Here is a 21,339-nt window from a genome sequence, read left to right on the forward strand (position 1 = left end):
GGTCAGAAGGTCACCCGGTAGCCGGCCGTGACGGTGCGGCCGAGGGAATAGACCGGCAGGTTGCGCACCGAGGTGGCGGACGGGTTCTGGACGACCGCGTCGAGCAGGTTGTTGACCGCGAGATAGGCCTCGCCCCCCGCGACCGGCACCGAGAGCGCCGCGTTCATGGTGGCGCCGGGCTTGATCCGGTAGCGCGTCCCCGCGAGGTCGATGCGCGCGTCGCGCCCCGAATAGCCCTCGCCCTCCAGGCGCAGGGAGACCCCGCCGTCGAACAGGTAGCTCAGCCAGACCGTTCCCCGGTAGGGCGTGGCGATGCGGTTGTTGGGCAGCCAGCTGTCGAGGCGGCCGTCCTTGTTGCTGTCGAAGCGGCCCTCCCGGTAGGTGCCGATCACGCCCACGCGCGCCCGCTCGGTGAGGGCGTAGTCGGCGGTCGCCTCCGTGCCGTAGATGAATTCGCGCTGCTGCGAGATCGTGTTGCTGACCGGGTCGAAGGTCACGCCCTCCCGCGAGGTGCTGATGAAGCCCGCGAGGCTCGCGCGCCACGGACCCTCGCCGCCGCGCAGGCCGAGCTCGTAGTTGTTCACGATCTGCGCCTCCGGGGCGATCTGCTGGAAGCCGATCGTCCGGCGCGCGGCGGGCAGGCAGGTCGGGTTCGCCACCGGGCAGGCGAAGGCGGTGGAGAGGCCCGCGCGCCGGGTGTAGGCGCCGACGTCCGGCAGGGCGAAGCCCTGGGAGAAGCCGGCATAGACCTCCGCGAAGTCGGTGACCCGGTAGGTCGCCCCGACGTTGAAGGTCGGCGCCGCATAGTCGAAGCGGCTGCCCGTCACCGCGAGGGCCGGCAGCACGTAGCCCTGGTAGCCGAGCGCGTTGCGCGCCGCGAGCGCCACGAAGGCGGCCGGCCGCGTGAAGTCCTGCACGTCGAGCATGAAGGCCTCGTAGCGCATGCCCCCGCGCACGGTCAGGCGGTCGGTGACCGGGATCTGGAGCTGCGCGAAGCCCGCCGCGGTCACCTGCTGGAGGGGCGTGAACACGTCCTCGCCGCTCGTGAGCGTCTGCCGGGTCTTCTCGACGATCACGTCGCTGCCCCAGGTCAGGCGCGCGCCCGGCCAGAGCCAGTCGAGGGGCGTGTCGACGGTCGCGTTCACGCCGCCGCGGTTGGAGAACAGCGTCGATTGGTTGTTGCGGCTCGTCGGGTCGTTCGGATTGAAGGAATAATAGACCTGCGCGTTGTAGGGAAACGAGAACGTGTTGAAATTGAAGCGCTTCTGGATGTCGTTGTAGAACCCGAGGATGCTGAGCGAGCCGAGGGCGAAGTCGCGGTCGAGGTAGCGCAGCTGCAGCGACTTGGTGTCCTCCAGCACGCTCAGGCCCGTGTAGGGCTTGCCGAAGAGCGGGCGGGCGAAGGGCGGGGAATAGTCGGTCAGGTAGCGGGGCGTCTGGTCGAAGGTGAACCAGTTGAACGACATCTCGACGCGCCGCGAGGCGTCGATGTCGTAGCCGAGCTTGGCCAGGATGGTCCCGCTGCCGAAGCGGTCGCCGCCGCCCTGGCCCAGCATGGCGTCGGAGGGCATTTCGCGGCCGGCCCCGTCGTAGGTCCGCCGGCTCATCCGGCCGGTGCCCGTGAAGACGTAGTCGAAGCCGCTCGGCTCGCGCCCCGAGACCGTGGCCGAGAGCTCCGGCACGACGGAGGCGCCGACGTCGTGCGTGAAGGCGCGCGTCGCCGCGTTGATCGTGACCCGCGGCGGCCCCGGCTCCGCCTTCCTGGTGATGAAGTTCACGGTGCCGCCCGTGGCGCCGGCCCCGTAGAGGCTGGAGGCGCCCGCCACCAGTTCGATCCGCTCGACCGCGTTGAGGTCGATGAGCGAGAGGATGCGCGAGACGTCGCGCAGCGGCGTGTTGAGCGGGACCCCGTCCACCAGCACGAGGAGGTCGCGGCCGCGATAGGTCTCGGAGGCGCCCGACACCGTCTGGTTCGACGCCGAGAAGCCCGGCAGCAGCCGCGCCAGGGCCGCGGAGGCGCTCGGGCTCTGCTTGAGCTGCTCCTCGATCGCGGGCCGGCCCACGACCTGCACCGTCTGCGGGATCTCCGACACCGAGCGCTCGGCCCGCGCCGCCGTCACCGTGATCGCGTCGAGGGCGACGGTGCCGTCGGGGGCGCCCTGCGCGGCGGCCTGCGCCGTCGCGGCGATCAGGGCCGTCGTCGAGATCAAGATGGTCCGCATCGTTCCTCGCATGCCTCCAAAGCTCCCCCGCACATCCGGGGTCCCGAGCCCCTGCCCTCGCGGAGCATTCGGAGCTGACCCAATGTTCGGTGCCAGTTTTTAATCGTTACAATGTGATCTTGCTGCATTCCGGCCGATTTTCGGCGGCCGTGTTCTTTCGTAATGTTCTCTGGCTAGTAGGATTGGGCGACGACAGCTGTCTAGGACGGGAGCGCAGTGGAAGACGGACTCACGCGAAACCCGGATCCGGGGGCGCCGCCGGGCGGCCTCGCGCCGGTGTGGATCCTCGCCGAGGGCGCGCCGCCGGGCGGCGGCTACGCGCCGCCCCGCGCCGCGGGCCGGACCGCCCCCGTCCGCCGCGCGCCGCCCCCGGAGCTCCCGTTCGGGGCCGCGGCTTTGCTGCGCCTGGAGCCGGATATCGGGCTGATGTCCTGCTTCCGCCCGACGCCCGAGACCGACCTCCCGGTGGCGAGCCCCGTCCTGCCGGGCGGCGCCGTGCTGCTGCGCCCGCACGGCGGCGCCGTCCGGGCGCGGGTGGGGGGGACCCACGTCCTCGTCGAGGACGGCGAGGCGATCCTGCTTGCGGGGCCGGCGAGCCTGCGCGTCGCGGATGCGGGGCGCCTCGACGCGCTCGCGCTGCCCGCGCGCGCCGTCACGCCCGCCATGGCGGAGGTGGCCGCCTCCCTCCGGGTCTTCCCTCGGGACAGCGCGGCCTTGGCCCTGCTGCACCATTACGGCGCGGCCCTGATGCGGGGGCTGCTGCCGGTGGCGACGGGCGCGCTGCGCGAGCACGCCCTCGGGCACATGGCGGGCCTCGTCGCGATCCTGTGCGCCGACCCGGCGCCGGGCCCCGTCCCCGCGCCCCTCGACCGCGCGGCGGCCCGGATCGGGGCGATCAAGGCCGAGATCGAGCTGCGCCTCGACGACCGCACGATCACGGCGCGGCGCGTCGCGCAGCAGCACGGGATCAGCCTGCGCTCGCTCCAGAAGCTGTTCGAGGCGGAGGGCCGGACCTTCTCGGACTTCGTGCTGGAGCGCCGGCTCGACCGGGCGTTGCGCCTCCTGCGCTCGCCCGCGCGGCGGCGCAAGCCGATCAGCGCGATCGCCTTCGAGGTCGGGTTCGGCGACCTCTCCTACTTCAACCGCACCTTCCGGCGGCGCTACGGGATCGCGCCGCGCCGGGCCCGCGCCGCGCCGGGCGATCCGCCCGAGGGCCACTGACCCGGCCGGCGCGGGGGCTTCGCTCGGCCCGCCGGCCCGCATCGCGGCCGCCCCGAGCCGGCGCCCCCTTCGGCGCAGGAGGTCCGGGGCGGCGCGAGCCGCCCGAGGGGCCGCTCAGCGCCCGCGACGGGCCGCCGCGGCGGCCGCCTCAGGCCGTCGCCGCCGAGGGGTCGGGCCGGGCGGGCAGGCGCTGGCGCAGGCGCAGCCGCGTGATCGCCTCGATCTCGGCGAGCGCCGCCTCGCGCTCGGTCTCCGGGTCGTGGCCGAGGCGCTCCTCCAGGGCGGCGAGGATCTCCTCGGGCCGGCGGTCCCGCACCGCCATCACGAAGGGGAAGCCGAAGCGGTCGCGGTAGCGGGCGTTGAGGTCGAGGAAGCGGCCGCGATCCGCCTCCGAGAGGGCGTCGAGCCCGGCGCTCGCCTGCTCGGAGGCGGAATCCGGCGTGAGCGCCGCGACCCGCTCGCCGAGATCCGGGTGGCTCCGGATCAGGGCGGTGAGCCGCTCGGGATCGGCGGCGCGCATCGCCGCGACCATCGCGGCGTGCAGCCCCTCGGCGCTGTCCTGCTCGGGGCCGATCCCGCCCGCGAGGGTGCGCTCGGCCACCCAGGGGGAATGCTCGAAGAGGTCGCCGAAATGCTCCAGGAACAGGGCCGGGCTCATCGTGCTGGGCGCCAGGTCGCCCGGCGCGTGCCGGCGGATCCAGTGCCGGGCGATGTCGAGCCGCGTCGCCACCCAGACGTCCGCGTGGCCCGCCACGTAGTCGAGGAAGCGCGCCAGGGCCGCCGCCCGGCCCGGCCGCCCGACCAGCCGGCAATGGAGCCCGACCGACATCATCTTCGGCGCGCGCTCGCCCTCGGCGTAGAGCAGGTCGAACGTGTCCTTCAGGTAGGTGAAGAACTGGTCGCCGCTGTTGAAGCCCTGCGGCGTGGCGAAGCGCATGTCGTTGGCGTCGAGGGTGTAGGGCACGATCAGGAAGGGCCCGCGCGGGCCGGACACCCAGTAGGGCAGGTCGTCCGCGTAGGAATCGGCGCCGTAGAGGAAGCCGCCCTCCTCCTGCACGAGGCGCAGGGTGTGCTCCGAGGTGCGGCCCTGGTAGAAGCCGAGCGGCCGGGCGCCGGTCACCTCCGCGTGGATGCGGATCGCCTCGCCGATATGGGCGCGCTCCTCCTCGGCGGAGAAGTCCTTGTAGTCGATCCACTTGAGGCCGTGCGAGGCGATCTCCCAGCCGGCCTCGCGCATCGCCGCGACCGCCTCCGGGTTGCGTGCCAGCGCGGTCGCGACTCCGTACACGGTCACCGGGAGGCCGCGCGCGGTGAACAGCCGCCACAGGCGCCAGAAGCCCGCCCGGGCGCCGTACTCGTAGATCGATTCCATGGTCATGTGCCGCTGGCCCAGCCAGGGCGCGGCGCCGACGATCTCGGACAGGAAGGCCTCGGAGGCCCGGTCCCCGTGCAGCAGGCAGTTCTCGCCGCCCTCCTCGTAGTTGATGACGAACTGCACCGCGAGGCGGGCACCGTTCGGCCACTCGGCCTGCGGCGGGGTGCGGCCGTAGCCGATCAGGTCGCGCGGGTAGGAGGTCTCGGTCATGGCTCCGGTCCGGATTGGGAACCGCCCAGTTTAGCTCCCCGCCGCCGGGACGCCAGGGCGTGATCCGCCGCGAGCCCCCGGCGGCCCCGGGGCCGCGAGACCGGGCCCCGGGGCGCGCTCAGCCGAGCGCGTCGAGCATCGGATCCACCCGCGCGAAATGGTCCGCCCAGCTCGGCGGCGCGAAGCCGGCGAGCCGCGCCGCGAGGTCCCGGCGCGTCCGCGAGCCGGGCGCCGCCAGATCCTCGACCATCCGCATCCAGCCGAGGCCGTCGAGGGGGTGGAGGAGGGCCGCGAAGGATCCCGCCACCTCCCGGTGGACCGGGATGTCCGAGGCCACGACCGGCAGGCCGGCGGCGGCGGCCTCCACCACCGGCAGGCCGTAGCCCTCCGCGAAGGAGGGCATGAGCAGCGCGGTGGCGCCCCGCATCAGCCGCACCAGCCCCGCCGTGGACAGGCCCGCCACCTCGACGACGTGCCGCCGCACCGCCGGGCAGCGGTCGAGGAGGTCGATCAGGTTCTCGCTCTCCCAGCCCCGGCGCCCGGCGATCACCAGCCGGGGCGTCGCGGGGCCGAGCCGGGCGTCGAGCTCCCGCCACAGGGTGAGGAGCCCGGAATGGTTCTTGCGCGGCTCGATCGTCCCGCAGGCGAGGAAGGTCGGGCGGTCGGGCGCGAGCGCCTCCCCGGCCCGGGCCGCGAAGGCGGGCTCGACGCCGAGGGGGCCCACCGTGACGGGGGGCACCCGCAGGCCCGCGCCCGCGAGGTAGGCCGCGACCCGCGCGCCCACGTCGGCCGAGTTCACCACGATCGCGGCGGCGTGGCGCGAGACCGTGCGCATCCGGCGGGCGTGGCGCGCCGCCTCGCCGTCGCGGCCGTATTCCGGGTACTCGATCGGGATGATGTCGTGCACGAAGAAGACCGGGCGCACGTCGGGGCGGTCGTAGAGCCAGTCGAACCGGGCCGGCCTGTCGAGACGCAGATGCGAGGTGTGGAGGTAGAGCGCGCCCCGCGGCAGCCCGGCGATGCCGGGCATCCGGGCGAGCCGCAGCCGGATCGCCGCCTGAACCCGCCGCCGCCGGGGCGCCGGGGCGCCGCCCGCCGCGGCCGGCACGCCCTGGCCGAGGCGCGCCGCGAGCGCCCGGTAGGCGGGGTCGGCCTCGGCGGCGGCGTCCTCCGCCCAGCCCGCGACGGCGGCCTCCACGACGGCCTGCGCCGCCGGCCGCGGGAGGAGCCGCGGCCCGAGCGGCGTCGAGACGAGGCCGAAGCGCGGTCCCGGCTGGCCGAGCGCGTGGCGCGCATAGGCCAGATCGACGCGGTCGATGCCGGTCGGATGCGCCTGGGCGAGGCGCGTGACGAGGCGGGTCAGGTCGAGGACGACGGCACGATCTGTCATGAAGGACCAGTCGAGAGAGGACCGGGCGCCCATAGACGGGCCGGCCGGCCGAGGCCAGGGTCTGTGCGATGCCGCACGTCGCAGCGCTTGCCAGCCTAAGCAGTGATGATTAATCCCAATCGTCAGCGGCAGCCCGCCCACCGGCGGGCTTCGCCCATGGCGGCGATCGGTGACGGGGCGGGCACCGGCGCGTCGCACATCTTGGGCAGATTGATTAACCTGGAGCATTGTCCGAACCGGTGGATCGGACAGATCTCCAGCATGCGGAACGGGCCGCGGGCCCGGGCCCGCACTCGGGTGGGCGACATGACGATCGTGGATTGGGATCGCGAGGCGGTGAAGCGCGGCTTGGCCGAGGGTTCGGTCCTCCTCATCGACGTGCGGGAGGCGGACGAGTTCGCGCGGGGGCACATACCGGGCTCGGTGTCGCATCCGCTCTCGACCTTCGACCTCGGCGCGCTGCAGGCGCTGATCGCCGGGGACGGCCGGCGGCCGGTGCTCTCCTGCGCGGCGGGCGTGCGCTCCGCGCGGGCGCTCGCCTACGCGCAGAGCCAGGGCGTCGCGCTCACCGAGCATTACGCGGGCGGGTTCAAGGATTGGCTCGGCGCCGGCGAGGCGGTCGAGTAGGACGGCAATCCGCCGGGCCGCCCCGCGGCCCGGCGCTCGGATCGGCAGAGAGGCCCGCGGGAGGGCCGCGCGCCGCCCGCCGGCGCGGGTCCCGCTGCGGCCGGCGCGCCCCCCGGCCCCTGGCCGGATTCCCTCAAGGCAGGCGGCCGCGTGTGGCAGCGAGACACGGGAGAGTGAGTATGCGCAGGCGCTGGCTGGCAGCGATGGTCTCGGCGCTCGTCCTGGCGGCGGGGGGGCGGGCGCTCGGGCAGGCCCCGGGCGGCGCCCCGCCGACCGTGGTCGTCGCCAAGCCCGTGGTGAAGGAGGTGGTCGAGCGCGACGACTACACCGGCCGCTTCAACGCGGTCGACTACGTCGAGGTGCGCGCCCGGGTGACCGGCTACCTGGAGAAGATCCACTTCCAGGACGGCGCCGTGGTGAAGAAGGGCGACCTGCTCTTCACCATCGACCGGCGCCCCTACAAGGCGGCCCTCGACCAGGCCCAGGCCTCCCTCGCCTCGGCGCAGGCCCGCCTCACCTTCGCCCAGACCGACCTCGAGCGCGCCCAGACGCTCAGCCGCTCGGGCAACATCTCCGAGCAGGTCACCGACCAGCGCCGGCAGGCCTCGCTCACCGCGCAGGCCGACGTCGACAACGCCACCGCGGCCCTGCGGCAGGCCCAGCTCAACTACGACTTCACCGAGGTGCGCTCGCCGATCACCGGGCGCATCTCCCAGCGCAACGTGACCGAGGGCAACATCGTCATCACCGACCAGACGATGCTGACCACGATCGTGTCGCTCGACCCGATCTACTTCTCGTTCACGGTCGACGAGCGCTCCTTCCTGACCTACCAGGGCACCCTCCGGATCGGCATGGGCGCGACCCAGAAGGAGCACACGGTGCCGATCCTGGTGGCGCTCACCGGCGAGGACAAGCCGAGCCGCAAGGGCCAGCTCAACTTCGTCGACAACCGCGTCGACGAATCGACCGGCACCGTGCTGCTGCGCGCCACGGTCGAGAATCCGGACAACTTCATCAAGCCGGGCCTGTTCGGGGTGGTGAGCATGCCGGCCTCGCAGCCCTACAAGGGCGTGCTGATCCCCGACGAGGCGGTGGCGGCCAACCAGGACAAGCGCATCGTCTACGTGGTCGCGGACGACAACACCGTCTCCTCCCGCAACGTGCGCCTCGGGCCGAAGATCGACGGCTACCGGATCGTCCGCGACGGGCTGAAGGGCGACGAGACCATCGTGATCAGCGGGCTCACCCGGGTCCGGCCGGGCGCCAAGGTGACGCCGGACCGCAAGGACCTGCCCCCGACCCGGACCTGACCGGGCGTCCCGACACCCGGGGCGCACGGCGCCCCGACACGCGGGGGCGCCGCCGCCCCCTCCGAGCGGGGCGCCCCTCCCGGAGGGGTGCCGCGCCCCCAAGGCCACGACAGAGCGGCCGGCCGCCCGCGGGCGGAGCCGGGCCGGAGGTCTCCGATGCGGTTTGCCCACTTCTTCGTCGACCGGCCGATCTTCGCCTCGGTGACGTCGATCGTCATCCTGATCATCGGCTACGTCTCGTACATCTCGCTGCCGGTCTCGCAATATCCCGAGATCGTGCCGCCCACCGTGGTGGTGCGCGCCTCCTACCCGGGCGCCAATGCCGAGACCGTGGCGGCCACCATCGCGACGCCGATCGAGCAGGAGATCAACGGCGTCGACAACATGCTCTACATGTCGTCGCTGTCGACGAACGACGGCAACATGCAGTTGACCATCACGTTCGCGCTCGGCACCAACCTCGACATCGCCAACGTGCTGGTCCAGAACCGGCTCTCGGTGGCGACGCCGCGGCTGCCGCCGGACGTGCGCAACCTCGGCGTCACGGTCCGCAAGTCCTCGCCCGACCTGATGATGGTCGTTCACCTGCTGTCGCCCGACAACACCTACGACCAGAACTACATCGCCAACTACATCTACCTGCGCATCCGCGACCAGCTGCTGCGCCTGAACGGCGTCGGCGACATCACGGTGTTCGGCGGCAGCGAGTACGCCCTGCGGCTGTGGCTCGACCCGGACAAGCTCGCGGCCTACCAGCTCTCGACCACCGACGTGATCGGCGCCCTGCAGGAGCAGAACGTCCAGGTCGCCTCGGGCGCCCTCGGCGCCCCGCCCTCGCCGACGAGCCAAGCCTTCCAGCTCGTGGTGCAGACGCAGGGCCGCTTCCAGGACCCGAACGAGTTCCGCAAGGTGATCGTGAAGGCCTCGGAGGGGCGGCTCGTGCGCATCTCCGACATCGCCCGCGTCGAGATGGGCCAGAAGGACTACGTCACCCAGTCCTTCCTGAACGGCCAGCCGGCGATCGGCGTCGGCGTCTTCCAGCGCCCCGGCACCAACGCGCTCGAAGCGGCCGAGACCGTGCAGAGCCTGATGAAGGAGCTGGCCAAGGACTTCCCGCCCGGGCTCGAGTACCGCATCGCCTACAATCCGACCGAGTTCATCGCCGAGTCGGTGCACGAGGTCTACAAGACGCTCGGCGAGGCGGTGGTCCTCGTCGTGGTGGTGATCCTGGTCTTCCTGCAGAGCTGGCGCACCGCGCTGGTGCCGATCATCGCGATCCCGGTCTCCCTCGTCGGCACCTTCGCGGTGATGGCGGCGCTCGGCTTCTCGCTCAACAACCTGACCCTGTTCGGGCTGGTGCTCGCCATCGGCATCGTGGTCGACGACGCGATCGTGGTGGTGGAGAACGTCGAGCGCAACATCTCGGACGGACTCTCCCCCGGCGAGGCCGCCCACAAGACCATGGACGAGGTCGGCGGCGCCGTCGTCGCCATCGCCCTGGTGCTCTCGGCGGTGTTCATCCCCACCGCCTTCATCCCGGGCATCTCCGGCCAGTTCTACCGGCAGTTCGCGCTGACGATCGCGGCCTCGACCATCATCTCGATGTTCAACTCGCTGACGCTGTCGCCCGCGCTGTGCAAGCTGCTGCTGCAGCCCCACCACGCCCACGGCCGGTCGCGCTTCGTCCTGGCGCGGCTCGGCAGCTTCGCGGCCAACACCTTCAACCGGGCCTTCGACGCGACCGCGAACGGCTACGCGGCGACGATCCGCTTCCTCACCGGCCGCACCGTGCCGCTGCTCGTGATGCTCGCCCTCTACGGCGGGGTGATCGCCGGCACCCTCCACCTCGCCCGCACCACCCCCACGGGCTTCATCCCGCTCCAGGACCAGGGCTACCTGATCGTGGTGGTGCAGCTGCCGCCGGGCTCGGCGCTGGAGCGCACGACCGCGGTGGTGAAGGAGGCGGCCACCCGCGCGCTCACCATCGACGGCGTCGCCAACGCGGTGGTGATCTCGGGCTTCGACGGCTCGACCTTCACCAACACCACCAACGGCGCGGTGATGTTCCTGACGCTCAAGCCGTTCAAGGAGCGGCAGGCGCGCGGGCGCACCGCCGCCGCCATCGTGGGCGACGTCTTCGGCAAGACCGCCTCGATCACCGAGGCGCGCATCATCGCCATCCCGCCGCCGCCCGTGCGCGGCCTCGGCAACGCGGGCGGCTACAAGATGCAGGTGCAGAACCGCTCCGGCTCCGACATCGCGAGCCTGCTCGCCGCCTCGGGCGACCTGATCGCGGCCGCCAACCAGGACCCCAACCTGACCCGTGTCTTCACCACCTTCGGGAACGACACGCCGCAGATCTACCTCGACATCGACCGCACCAAGGCGCGCATGCTGAACGTGCCGCTCGCCAACGTGTTCTCGACCCTGCAGGTCAATCTCGGCGGCGCCTACGTCAACGACTTCAACACGTTCGGGCGCATCTACCAGGTCCGGGCCCAGGCCGACGCCAAGTTCCGTCTGGAGAAGGACGACATCGCGCGGCTGAAGGTGCGCTCCTCGACGGGCGCGCTGGTGCCGATGGGGTCGCTCGCGGGCATCCGCGACATCGCCGGGCCGCAGATCGTGCAGCGCTACAACCTGTTCTACGCGATCCCGGTCCAGGGCGACACGCGGCCCGGCGTGTCGACCGGCCAGGCGCTCGGCGCCATGGAGGCCCTGGCCAGGAAGACCCTGCCGGAGGGGATGAGCTTCGAGTGGACCGAGATCGCCTTCCAGCAGAAGGCGGTGGGCAACACGGCGCTCTACGTCTTCGCGCTCGGCGTGCTCCTGGTCTTCCTGGTGCTGGCCGCCCAGTACGAATCCTGGGCGCTGCCGCTCGCGATCCTGCTGGTGGTGCCCACGGGCGTGCTCGCGGCCTTCGCGGGGGTGCAGCTCCGGGCGCAGGACAACAACATCCTGACCCAGATCGGCCTGATCGTGCTGATCGGCCTCGCGGCCAAGAACGCGATCCTGATCGTGGAATTCGCCCACCAGATCGAGGAGAGCGAGCATCGCGGCCCGGTCGCCGCGGCGGTCGAGGCCTGCCGCCTGCGCCTGCGCCCGATCCTGATGACGGCCTTCGCCTTCATCCTCGGCGTGGTGCCGCTCGCCATCGCGACCGGCCCGGGCGCCGAGATGCGCCAGGCGCTCGGCACCGCGGTGCTGTTCGGCATGCTCGGCGCCACGGTGTTCGGCCTGTTCCTGACGCCGGTCTTCTACGTGGTGATCCGCCACGTCCTGATCCGCATCAACCGCTGGCGCGGCAGGGACGAGCCGCCGCCGAACCTCGCGGCCGCGCAGTAGCCGCGGTCCGGACCGCCCCGCGCCCCGGCGCGGGGCCGCCGCGGGGTCGGGCGCCCGTCCTCGCGCCCGGCGCGGCCCGCCCGCGCGCGGACTGCCTCAATCCCGCGGCCGGCCGGCTCCGTTGTGCGCGGCGCCGATCCGGTCGTTGCGAAGTCTTGCGTTTGCAATAAGCTTCCGACTGCTCAGAACGATAAAGCAACGTCTGAAGGGAGGAAGGTCGGATGAGGATGACGCGTCGCGGCGTGCTCGCCGCCAGCGTCGGCGCGAGCCTGACGCCGATGCTGCCCCGCCTGCCGCAGGCGCAGGCCGCCGACACGATCCGGATCGGCGTCCTGAACGATCAGTCCGGCCCCTACCGGGACATCAGCGGGCCCTACGGCGTCGCCTGCACCCAGATGGCGGTCGACGAGTTCGCCGCGAACGGCTTCCGGGTCGAGGTGATCTCCGCCGACCACCAGAACAAGCCCGATGTCGGGGCCAGCATCGCCCGGCAATGGTACGACCGCGACGGCGTCGACATGATCATCGACGTGCCGACTTCCTCGGTCGGCCTCGCGGTGAACCAGGTCGCCCGCGAGAAGAACAAGGTCTACATCAATACCGGGGCGGCGACGTCGGACCTCACGGGGGTGCAGTGCACGCCGGTGACGATCGCCTGGATGTACGACACCTACATGCTGGCGAAGTCGACCGGCGCCGCCATGGTGCGGGCGGGGGGCGACTCGTGGTTCTTCGTCACCGCCGACTACGCCTTCGGGCACGCGCTGGAGCGGGACACCACGGCCTTCATCAAGGCGGCGAACGGGCGGGTGCTCGGCAGCGTGCGCTACCCCTTCCCGTCGACCAGCGACTTCTCCTCCTTCCTGGTCCAGGCCCAGGCGAGCGGCGCCAAGGTGATCGCCTTCGCCAATGCGGGCGCCGACACGGTCAACTGCATCAAGCAGGCGGCGGAGTTCGGCGTGACCCAGCACGGCACGAAGCTCGCGGCCCTGCTGATGTTCCTCTCCGACGTGCACGCGCTCGGGCTGCAGGCGGCGCAGGGCCTGATCCTGACCGAGAGCTTCTACTGGGACCTCAACGACCGCACCCGCGCGGTGACGAGGCGCGCCCTGCCGCGGTTGAGCGGCGTCTACCCGAACATGGCCTCGATCGCCGATTACTCCGCGACGCTGCACTACCTCAAGGCGGTGGCCGACATGGGGGTGAAGGCCGCCAAGGCCTCGGGCGTCGACGTGGTGAACCGCATGAAGGCGATGCCGACGGACGACGACGCCTTCGGACCCGGGCGCATCCGCGAGGACGGCCGCAAGCTCTGCCCCTCCTACCTGTTCGAGGTGAAGACGCCCGGCGAGAGCAGCAAGCCCTGGGATTACTACAAGCTCATCGGCACCACCCCGGCCGAGGAGGCGTTCCGCCCGCTCGACAAGGGCAATTGCCCGCTCGTGAAGGCGTGATCCGGGATCCGCTTCGATCAAGCGGATCCCGGATCACCCGATCATGCCGTCGGCTGCCCTCAAGGAAGCGCCGGGCCCCTCCGGCGCGCGTCCGGCCGGACGGCGGCGCGCGCTACGCCGAGCGCGGCGGCGCGATCGGGGTGCGCAGGCCCGCGATCACCGCCTTGAGCGTCCCGGCGACCGCGCCCGGCGAATCGGTCCGCGCGTGGATGCGGTCGTGCACGAAGGAGAGCTTGCCGATCACCACCGGCGTGAGCCGGAACGGGTACAGGTCCGGCTGCCCCATGCTGCGGTTGAGCGAGTTCATCGCGAAGGTGAGCGGCAGCCACGCCTCGATCAGCCGGCCGAGATCCGGCGCGTGGTGCGGGTCGAAGTCCATCGTCGTCGCGAGGCCGGCGCGCAGCTTGGGCCGCACCCGCAGGCCGAAGCTCGACGCGGTCTCGAGCGTGTCCACGATGTGGAGGTAATGCGCGAACGTCTCGGCGAAATCCTCCCAAGGGTGCGCGCCCGCGTAGGTCGAGACGAAGCGCTCCTGCCACGCCTGCGGCGCGCCGTGCGCGTAGTAGCCCCGCAGGGCGGCGCCGTAATCGGCCCGCTCGTCGCCGAAGATGTCCCGGAAGGCCGGCAGGCTCGGGTCGTGGCGGACCAGCACGTTCCAGAAATAATGCCCGATCTCGTGCCGGAAATGGCCGAGCAGCGTGCGGTAGGGCTCGCCGAACTGCGTGCGCCGGCGCTCGCGCTCGACGTCGTCGGCCTCCGCGAGGTTCACCGTGATGAGCCCGTTGTCGTGGCCGGTGAGCACCGCCGGGCCGGCCAGCTGCGCCTCGGCCGGATCGACCAGGAAGTCGAAGGCGAGCCCCTCGGGATCGTCGCGCCGCAGGGTGAGCGGCAGGTGCATGCGCAGGAGCGTGTAGAACAGGCGCCGCTTGGCGATCTCGATCTCCCGCCAGCGGGTGAGGTTCCAGGCGATCGAGAGGTCCGGCACCGTGCGGTTGTGGCGGCAGGCGACGCAGTAGGAGTCGGGGGCCTCCTCCGGGATCAGCCAGTTGCAGGCGCCGAGCGCCGCGTTGGCGCAGGCGCGGTAGCGGCGATGGGGCGGGCAGGAGCCGCGCAGCGGCCCCTCGGCCCCGCTCACCGTCACGACGGTCTCGGCCTGCGGGTCGTAGCCCGCCCGGCGCCCGCAGCTGGCGCAGCGCTTGGTCTCGAAGTGGAAGGGCTGCTCGCAGGCTTCGCACTGGAAGATCTTCATCGCGCCCTCCGCCGCATCGGCGATGCGCCGCGTCCCGGATCAGCCCTGAAAAGGCTCAAACCCGGCAAAGTTCCGCCGTCGGCGGCACGGGACTTGCCTCGACCGGGGACCGCGCCGCCCCGCGGGAATGCGGCGGTCCCCGCGTCCCGTCCGCGGCTGACGCGCCGGGGGCGGACGTGTAGAAGCCCGAAGGACCAGGATCGCGATCAGGACCGACGCGCGCGCCGCGACGCCGCCAGACATCCGGAGACACCGTGTCGATCAAGGCTGCCCTGCACCACGTCACCTCCTACACCTACGACCGTCCGGTGAGCCTCGGCCCGCAGGTGATCCGCCTGCGGCCGGCGCCGCACACGCGCACCCGCATCCTGAGCTATTCGCTCAAGGTCACGCCCGGCAACCACTTCGTGAACTGGCAGCAGGACCCGAGCGGCAACTGGCTCGCCCGGCTCGTCTTCCCCGAGAAGACGACGCAGTTCCGGGTCGAGGTCGACATCGCCGCCGACATGGCGGTGATCAACCCGTTCGACTTCTTCGTCGACGATTACGCCCAGACCCTGCCCTTCGCGTATCCGGCGGAGCTGCAGGAGGAACTCGCGCCCTACCTGGTGCCGAACGACGGCGGGCCGCTGCTCGACGCGTTCCTGACGCGCCTGCCCGAGGAGAAGAACACCGTCCTGTTCCTGGTCGCGCTCAACGAGATGGTGCGGGACAGCGTCAATTACGTGGTGCGCATGGAGCCGGGCGTGCAGACGCCCGACGAGACGCTCGACGCCGCCAGCGGCTCCTGCCGGGATTCGGCCTGGCTCCTCGTCCAGGTGCTGCGCCGCCTCAACCTCGCGGCCCGGTTCGTCTCCGGCTACCTGATCCAGCTCGTCCCCGACACCACCGCGGTCGACGGGCCGGCCGGCACCTCCAAGGACTTCACCGACCTGCACGCCTGGGCCGAGGTCTACGTGCCGGGCGCGGGCTGGATCGGCCTCGACGCAACCTCCGGCCTGCTCTGCGGCGAGGGCCACATCCCGCTCGCCGCCACGCCGCACTACCGCTCGGCCGCCCCGATCTCCGGCCTCGCGGACCCCGCGGAGGTGGATTTCCACTTCGAGATGAACGTGATGCGGGTCGCCGAGGCGCCCCGGGTGACGCGGCCGTTCTCGGACGAGGCCTGGGGCGCCATGGACGCGCTCGGGGACCGGATCGACCGGGACCTCGCCGCCCAGGACGTGCGCCTGACCATGGGCGGCGAGCCGACCTTCGTGTCGGTGGACGATTTCCAGTCGCCCGAGTGGAACACCGCGGCGGTGGGCCCGACCAAGCGGGCGCTCGCCGACCAGCTGATCCGCCGCCTGCGCGAGCGCTTCGCGCCGGGCGGCCTCCTGCATTACGGCCAGGGCAAGTGGTATCCGGGCGAGAGCCTGCCCCGCTGGGCCTTCGCCCTCTACTGGCGCAAGGACGGGCAGCCGATCTGGCGCGACGAGGCGCTGATCGCCCGCGTGGCCGGGCCGCAGGATACCGGCATCGAGCACGCGGAGGCCTTCGGCAAGGCGCTCGCCAAGGCGCTCGGCCTGGGGCCCTACCTGCAGCCGACCTTCGAGGACCCGGTCTACTGGGAGCGCAAGGAGGCGGAACTCCCGATCAACACCACGCCGCTTCAGCCGCGGGTCGGCGACGCCGAGTTCCAGGAGCGGATGGCGCGGATCTACAGGCGCGGCCTCACGGAGCCGGTCGGCTACGTGCTGCCCCTCGCCAGCGTGCAGGCCGGGGCCGGGCGGGTCTGGGTCTCGGAGAAGTGGCAGACGCGCCGGGGAGCCCTCTACCTCGCGGCGGGCGACTCGCCGGTGGGCTTCCGGCTGCCGCTCAACTCCCTGATCTCCCTGCCGCAGGAGGAGTTTCCCTACTACGCCCCGCAGGATCCGCTGGAGGCGCGGGGTCCCCTGCCCTCCCGGCCCGCGGCGCGCAGCCGCCCCGCCCCCGGCGTCCCGGTGCGCACCGCGCTCGCGATCGAGCCGCGGGACGGGGCGGTGTGCGTGTTCATGCCGCCCGTCGAGCGGGCGGACGAGTACGTCGAACTCGTCGCGACCCTGGAGAAGGCCGCGGCCGAGACCGGCATCCCGATCCACATCGAGGGCTACGAGCCGCCCTACGACCCGCGCCTCGGGGTGATCAAGGTCACGCCCGATCCCGGCGTGATCGAGGTCAACGTGCACCCGGCCCGCACCTGGCGGGAGGCGGTCGAGATCACCACCGGCCTCTACCAGGACGCCCGCGAGATCCGGCTCGGCGCGCAGAAATTCATGATCGACGGGCGCCACACCGGCACCGGCGGCGGCAACCACGTGGTGCTCGGCGGCGCGACCCCGGCGGATTCGCCCTTCCTGCGCCGGCCCGACCTGCTGAAGAGCCTCGTGCTCTACTGGCAGCGCCACCCGTCGCTGTCCTACCTGTTCTCGGGCCTCTACATCGGCCCGACGAGCCAGGCGCCGCGCATGGACGAGGCGCGCCACGACGGGCTCTACGAGCTGGAGATCGCCCTCGCGCAGGTGCCGCCCCCGGGCGGGCCCGAGGTGCCGCTCTGGCTCGTCGACCGGCTCTTCCGCAACGTCCTCGTCGACGTGACCGGCAACACCCACCGGGCCGAGATCTGCATCGACAAGCTCTACTCGCCGGACGGGGCGACGGGGCGGCTCGGCCTGCTCGAATTCCGCTCCTTCGAGATGCCGCCGGACGCGCGCATGAGCCTCGCCCAGCAATTGCTGCTGCGGGCGATCATCGCGTGGCTGTGGCGCGAGCCGCAGGAGGGCGGCTTCGTCCGCTGGGGCACCGCGCTCCACGACCGCTTCATGCTGCCCCACTTCCTCTGGCAGGATTTCCTCGGCGTGCTCGGCGACCTGCGCGGGGCGGGCTACGCCTTCGACCCGGTCTGGTACCGGGCGCAGGCCGAGTTCCGCTTCCCCCTCTACGGCACGGTCCAGCACGGCGGCGTCACGCTGGAACTGCGCCAGGCCCTCGAACCCTGGCACGTGCTGGGCGAGGAGGGCTCGTCCGGCGGCACGGTGCGCTTCGTCGATTCCTCGGTCGAGCGGCTGCAGGTGCGCGTCGAGGGCTACGTGCCGAGCCGGCACGTCGTCACCTGCAACGGGCGGCGCCTGCCCCTGACCGAGACCGGGCGCTCCGGCGAGGCGGTGGCGGGCCTGCGCTTCAAGGCCTGGCAGCCGGCCTCGGCGCTGCACCCGATGATCCCGGTCCATTCGCCGCTGACCTTCGACATCGTCGACGCGTGGTCGGGCCGCTCGCTGGGCGGTTGCACCTACCACGTGTCCCATCCGGGCGGGCGCAATTACGAGACCTTCCCGGTCAACACCTACGAGGCGGAGGGGCGGCGCCTCGCCCGCTTCCAGGACCACGGCCACACGCCCGGCCGGGTCACCCCCGCCCCCGAGGAGCCGCGGCGCGAATTCCCGCTCACCCTCGACCTGCGCGCGCCCGCGCCCCGATGAGCGCCGCGGCCTCGCTCGCCGCCGCCCCGGATCCCGACGCGGAGCGGGCGGAGCGGCGCGCGCGCTGGAGCGCCGGCTACCGGCCGCTCCCGGGCGTGCCCGACGAGCTGATCGGCCCGGACGGGACGCCCCGCCGGGCCTGGGACGGCTTCCTCGACCGGCTCTCCGCCCTGGCCGAGGAGGAGATCGCCGCCCGGCTCGCCGCCGCCGAGCGGCACATCCACAACACCGGCATCGCCTACCGGGTCTACGGGGAGGCGGCGGAGCGCGACTGGCCCCTCGGCGTGCTGCCGCTGCTGATCGAGGGCGACGAGTGGGCGGAGATCGCCGCGGGCGTCGCCCAGCGCGCGAGCCTGCTGGAGACGATCCTCGCCGACCTCTACGGCGAGGCCCACCTCGTCGCGGCGGGCCTGATCCCGGCCGCGGCGGTGGCGGGCAGCCCCGAATTCCTGCGCCCCCTGCACGGGGTGCGCCAGCCCGGCCACGGGCGCCAGCTCCACCTCTACGCCGCCGACCTCTCGCGCGGGCCGGACGGGCGCTGGCGCGTGCTCGCCGACCGCACCCAGGCCCCCTCCGGCGTCGGCTACGCGCTGGAGAACCGGATGGTGCTCGCCCGCGCCCTGCCGGAGGTGCACGGGGCCCTCGACGTCGAGCGCCTCGCGCCGTTCTTCCAGGCCTTCCGGGACGGGCTCGCCGCCGCCGCCGAGCGGGTCGAGCCCCGCATCGGCCTGCTCACCTCCGGCCCCTACGGCGACACCTACGTCGAGCAGGCGGTGCTCGCCCGCTACCTCGGCCTCGCCCTCGTCGAGGGCGACGACCTGCTGGTCCAGGACGGCCGGCTCTACGTGCGCACGGTGGCGGGCCTCAAGCGCGCCGACGTGCTCTGGCGCCGGGTCGACGGCGACTACGTCGATCCCCTCACCCTCGAGCCGGATTCCCGGCTCGGCGTGCCGGGCCTCGTCGAGGCGGTGAAGGCCGGCGCCTGCGTGATCGGCAACATGCCGGGGGCGGGGCTGGTCGAGGGCGGCTGGCTCGCCGCCTACCTGCCGCGGCTCGCCGAGCACCTGTTCGGGCAGCCCCTGCGCCTGCCGGGCCTCGCGACCTGGTGGTGCGGCGACCGCGCCCAGCGCGAGGCGGTGCTGGAGCGGGTCGAGACCCTGACCCTGCGCCCCGCCGCGGCGCCGGCCCAGGGCGCCTTCACCACGAGGGCCTTCGGCGCCCGCGACCCCGAGGAGACCGCCCGCCTCCTCGCCGTCCTGCGCGACCGCCCCGGCGACCTCGTGGCCCAGGAGCCGGTCCAGCTCTCGACCGCCCCGGTCTGGGACGGGGACGGGCTGGTGCCGCGGCCCTTCGTGCTGCGGGTCTTCGCCGCGGCGACGCCGGGGGGCTGGCAGGTGATGCCGGGAGGGTTCTGCCGCATCTCGGCCCAGGCGGACGTGCAGCCGCTCGCCATGGGGGCGGGGGTGCGCGCCGCCGACGTCTGGGTGCTGGGCGGCAGCGACGGCGATCCCGCCGCGGCCCTGCCGCGCCTGGAGCAGCCCTCGGTGCGCCGGGTGCAGGGCCTGCTGCCGAGCCGGGCGGCCGACAACCTGTTCTGGTTTGGCCGCTACCTGGAGCGGGCCGAGGCGATGCTGCGCCTCACCTCCTGCCTGCTCAGCGGGGCGGGCGGGCTCGCGCGCAGCGAGGCGGATCTCGGCACGCACGCGCGGCTGCGCAACCTCCTGCACAGCTGGGGGGCGGTGCCGACGACGCTCGGACCCGCGGCCGCCCTCGCCGCCCACGCGCTCTCGGGCCGCGAGGCCTGGGGCTCGGCCCGCGCCCACGTCGCGGCGGCGCGGCGCAACGCCGCCTCCCTGCGCGAGCGGCTCTCCCTCGAGACCTGGCGGGCGCTCAGCGCCCTGCACGACCTGCTGGAGCGGCCGCAATCCGTTCCCGGCTCGGAGGCGGCGTGGCTCGACCGCGCGGAGCGGGCGCTCGAACTCGCCGCCGCGCTGGCGGGGCTCGCGCAGGAGAACATGAACCGGGCCGGCGGCTGGCCCTTCGTCGACATGGGCCGGCGGATCGAGCGGGCGATCAACACCTGCCGCTTCGCCGAGATCTTCGCGGCGGACGAGGCCAGCGGCGACGACCTCGCCACGCTGCTGCAGCTCGTCGATTCCCGCATCTCCTACGGGGCGCGCTACCTGCTCGGCGTGGCCCTGGCGCCGGTGCGCGACTTGGTGCTGCTCGACCCCTTCAACCCGCGCTCGGTGGCCTTCCAGGTCGAGCGGCTCGCCGAGCACCTCGACGGGCTGCCGGCCCTGCGCCAGGACGGGCTGCCCGAGCCGCCGACCCGGATGGTGCTCCGGCTCGCGGGCGAGATCGCCAGCGCCGAGGCCGCCGCCCTCTCCCCCGCCGTGGCGCAGGACTGGGAGGCGCGCCTCTGGGCCATCGCCGAGGCGGCGGCGGCGCGCTACTTCCCGGGGGGCTCCGACGCCGCCCGCCCCGAGCGACTGGTGGCCCTCGCGTGATCTACCTCCTGCGCCACGTCACCTCCTACGCCTACCGGGACGCGGTGACCCACGCGCGCTGCGTCCTGCGCCTGACGCCGGCCACCGGCGAGGGGCAGCGCGTGCTCTCGCACCAGATCACGATCCAGCCGCACTCCCACCGGCGCGCGACCGGGGCCGACTTCTTCGGCAACGCGACCACGACGCTCACCGTGGAGACGCCGCACCGGGCCTTCCGGATCGAGGCGCTGTCGCGCATCGACGTCGACCGGTCGGAACTGCCCGACCTCGCCTCGGGCCTCGCCTGGGAGGAGGTGCGCGAGCGGGTCCTGGCGCATCCGAGCCTCGCGCCGCATTCCCCGGTGCACTTCGCCGGCCCGAGCCGGCGGGTGCCGCTCGCGGCCGAGGTGACGGCCTATGCCCGGGCGAGCTTCCCGCCGGGGGGCGGCCTCTACGCGGGGGCGGTCGACCTGATGCGGCGCATCCACGCGGACTTCACCTTCGACGCCGGGGCCACCGACGTGGCGACCCCGGTGGCGCAGGCCTTCGCGGGCCGCAGGGGCGTCTGCCAGGACTTCGCCCACATCATGATCGCGGGGCTGCGCGGGCTCGGCCTGCCGGCGGCCTATGTCAGCGGCTACCTGCGTACCCGCCCGCCCCCGGGCATGAAGCGCCTCGAAGGGGCGGATGCGAGCCACGCCTGGGTCTCGGTCTGGTGCGGCGACGGCTGGCACGGCCTCGACCCGACCAACGCGGTCGCGGTCGAGGACGACCACATCGTGCTGGCGACGGGGCGCGACTACGCCGACGTCGCCCCGGTCGCCGGAATCATCGCCGGGTCGGGGTCGCAGCGCCTGACGGTCGCCGTCGACGTGGTGCCGGAGGAGGAGGCGCGGGACCTCGCGGCCGGGGCCTAGAGCAGCACCCGATCACGTTGCAACCGGGTG

Annotated in this window: 12 protein-coding genes; 8 read left to right on the forward strand and 4 right to left on the reverse strand. The window is 73.0% G+C overall.

Annotated features, from left to right (window positions below; translation table 11 throughout):
- Positions 1–2 precede the first annotated feature (2 nt).
- Positions 3–2,222, reverse strand: a complete 2,220-nt coding sequence (locus tag MET2598_RS0112155) for a TonB-dependent receptor (protein ID WP_018261010.1) — start codon at positions 2,220–2,222, stop codon at positions 3–5.
- Between the two features lie 216 nt (positions 2,223–2,438).
- On the opposite strand from MET2598_RS0112155, the gene MET2598_RS0112160 reads away from it, so the two are divergent.
- Positions 2,439–3,443 (forward strand): helix-turn-helix transcriptional regulator, encoded by a 1,005-nt coding sequence (locus MET2598_RS0112160; protein ID WP_018261011.1) that lies wholly within the window; start codon positions 2,439–2,441, stop codon positions 3,441–3,443.
- 148 nt (positions 3,444–3,591) lie between these two features.
- Here the strand turns inward: MET2598_RS0112160 and puuE are convergent, their stop codons facing one another.
- Positions 3,592–5,028, reverse strand: a complete 1,437-nt coding sequence (gene puuE, locus MET2598_RS0112165) for an allantoinase PuuE (protein WP_018261012.1) — start codon at positions 5,026–5,028, stop codon at positions 3,592–3,594.
- Between the two features lie 118 nt (positions 5,029–5,146).
- Positions 5,147–6,418, reverse strand: a complete 1,272-nt coding sequence (locus MET2598_RS0112170) for a glycosyltransferase family 4 protein (protein ID WP_018261013.1) — start codon at positions 6,416–6,418, stop codon at positions 5,147–5,149.
- Positions 6,419–6,724: 306 nt separating this feature from the next.
- Here MET2598_RS0112170 and MET2598_RS0112175 point away from each other — a divergent pair, with 306 nt between their 5' ends.
- The 4 genes from MET2598_RS0112175 (at position 6,725) to MET2598_RS0112190 (ending at position 13,157) form a co-directional block, all read left to right on the forward strand.
- Positions 6,725–7,045 carry a rhodanese-like domain-containing protein gene (locus tag MET2598_RS0112175; protein ID WP_012334783.1) on the forward strand — a complete coding sequence of 107 codons (321 nt, stop codon included), beginning with the start codon at positions 6,725–6,727 and terminating at the stop codon, positions 7,043–7,045.
- Between the two features lie 179 nt (positions 7,046–7,224).
- Positions 7,225–8,358: an efflux RND transporter periplasmic adaptor subunit gene (locus tag MET2598_RS0112180; protein ID WP_012334784.1), complete on the forward strand. Its 1,134-nt coding sequence runs from the start codon at positions 7,225–7,227 to the stop codon at positions 8,356–8,358.
- 156 nt (positions 8,359–8,514) lie between these two features.
- Positions 8,515–11,703 (forward strand): efflux RND transporter permease subunit, encoded by a 3,189-nt coding sequence (locus MET2598_RS0112185; RefSeq protein ID WP_012334785.1) that lies wholly within the window; start codon positions 8,515–8,517, stop codon positions 11,701–11,703.
- A 221-nt stretch (positions 11,704–11,924) separates the two neighbouring features.
- Positions 11,925–13,157: an ABC transporter substrate-binding protein gene (locus MET2598_RS0112190; RefSeq protein ID WP_018261016.1), complete on the forward strand. Its 1,233-nt coding sequence runs from the start codon at positions 11,925–11,927 to the stop codon at positions 13,155–13,157.
- Between the two features lie 112 nt (positions 13,158–13,269).
- Here the strand turns inward: MET2598_RS0112190 and MET2598_RS0112195 are convergent, their stop codons facing one another.
- On the reverse strand, positions 13,270–14,406 hold the full coding sequence (locus tag MET2598_RS0112195) for a zinc-binding metallopeptidase family protein (RefSeq protein ID WP_012334787.1): 1,137 nt from the start codon (positions 14,404–14,406) through the stop codon (positions 13,270–13,272).
- Positions 14,407–14,660: 254 nt separating this feature from the next.
- Between MET2598_RS0112195 and MET2598_RS0112200 the strand changes: the two genes are divergently transcribed.
- The 3 genes from MET2598_RS0112200 to MET2598_RS0112210 are packed head-to-tail and all read left to right on the forward strand — an operon-like array spanning position 14,661 to position 21,309.
- A complete protein-coding gene (locus MET2598_RS0112200; RefSeq protein WP_018261017.1) occupies positions 14,661–17,903 on the forward strand; it encodes a transglutaminase family protein in 3,243 nt (1,080 codons plus the stop codon).
- A complete protein-coding gene (locus MET2598_RS0112205; RefSeq protein WP_018261018.1) occupies positions 17,900–20,413 on the forward strand; it encodes a circularly permuted type 2 ATP-grasp protein in 2,514 nt (837 codons plus the stop codon). Before MET2598_RS0112200 ends, MET2598_RS0112205 begins: the two co-directional genes overlap by 4 nt.
- On the forward strand, positions 20,410–21,309 hold the full coding sequence (locus MET2598_RS0112210; RefSeq protein WP_012334790.1) for a transglutaminase family protein: 900 nt from the start codon (positions 20,410–20,412) through the stop codon (positions 21,307–21,309). The genes MET2598_RS0112205 and MET2598_RS0112210 overlap by 4 nt, the downstream gene beginning before the upstream one ends.
- Positions 21,310–21,339 lie beyond the last annotated feature (30 nt).

It is taken from the genome of Methylobacterium sp. WSM2598, from assembly GCF_000379105.1.
In the GTDB taxonomy this organism is placed as follows: Bacteria; Pseudomonadota; Alphaproteobacteria; order Rhizobiales; family Beijerinckiaceae; genus Methylobacterium.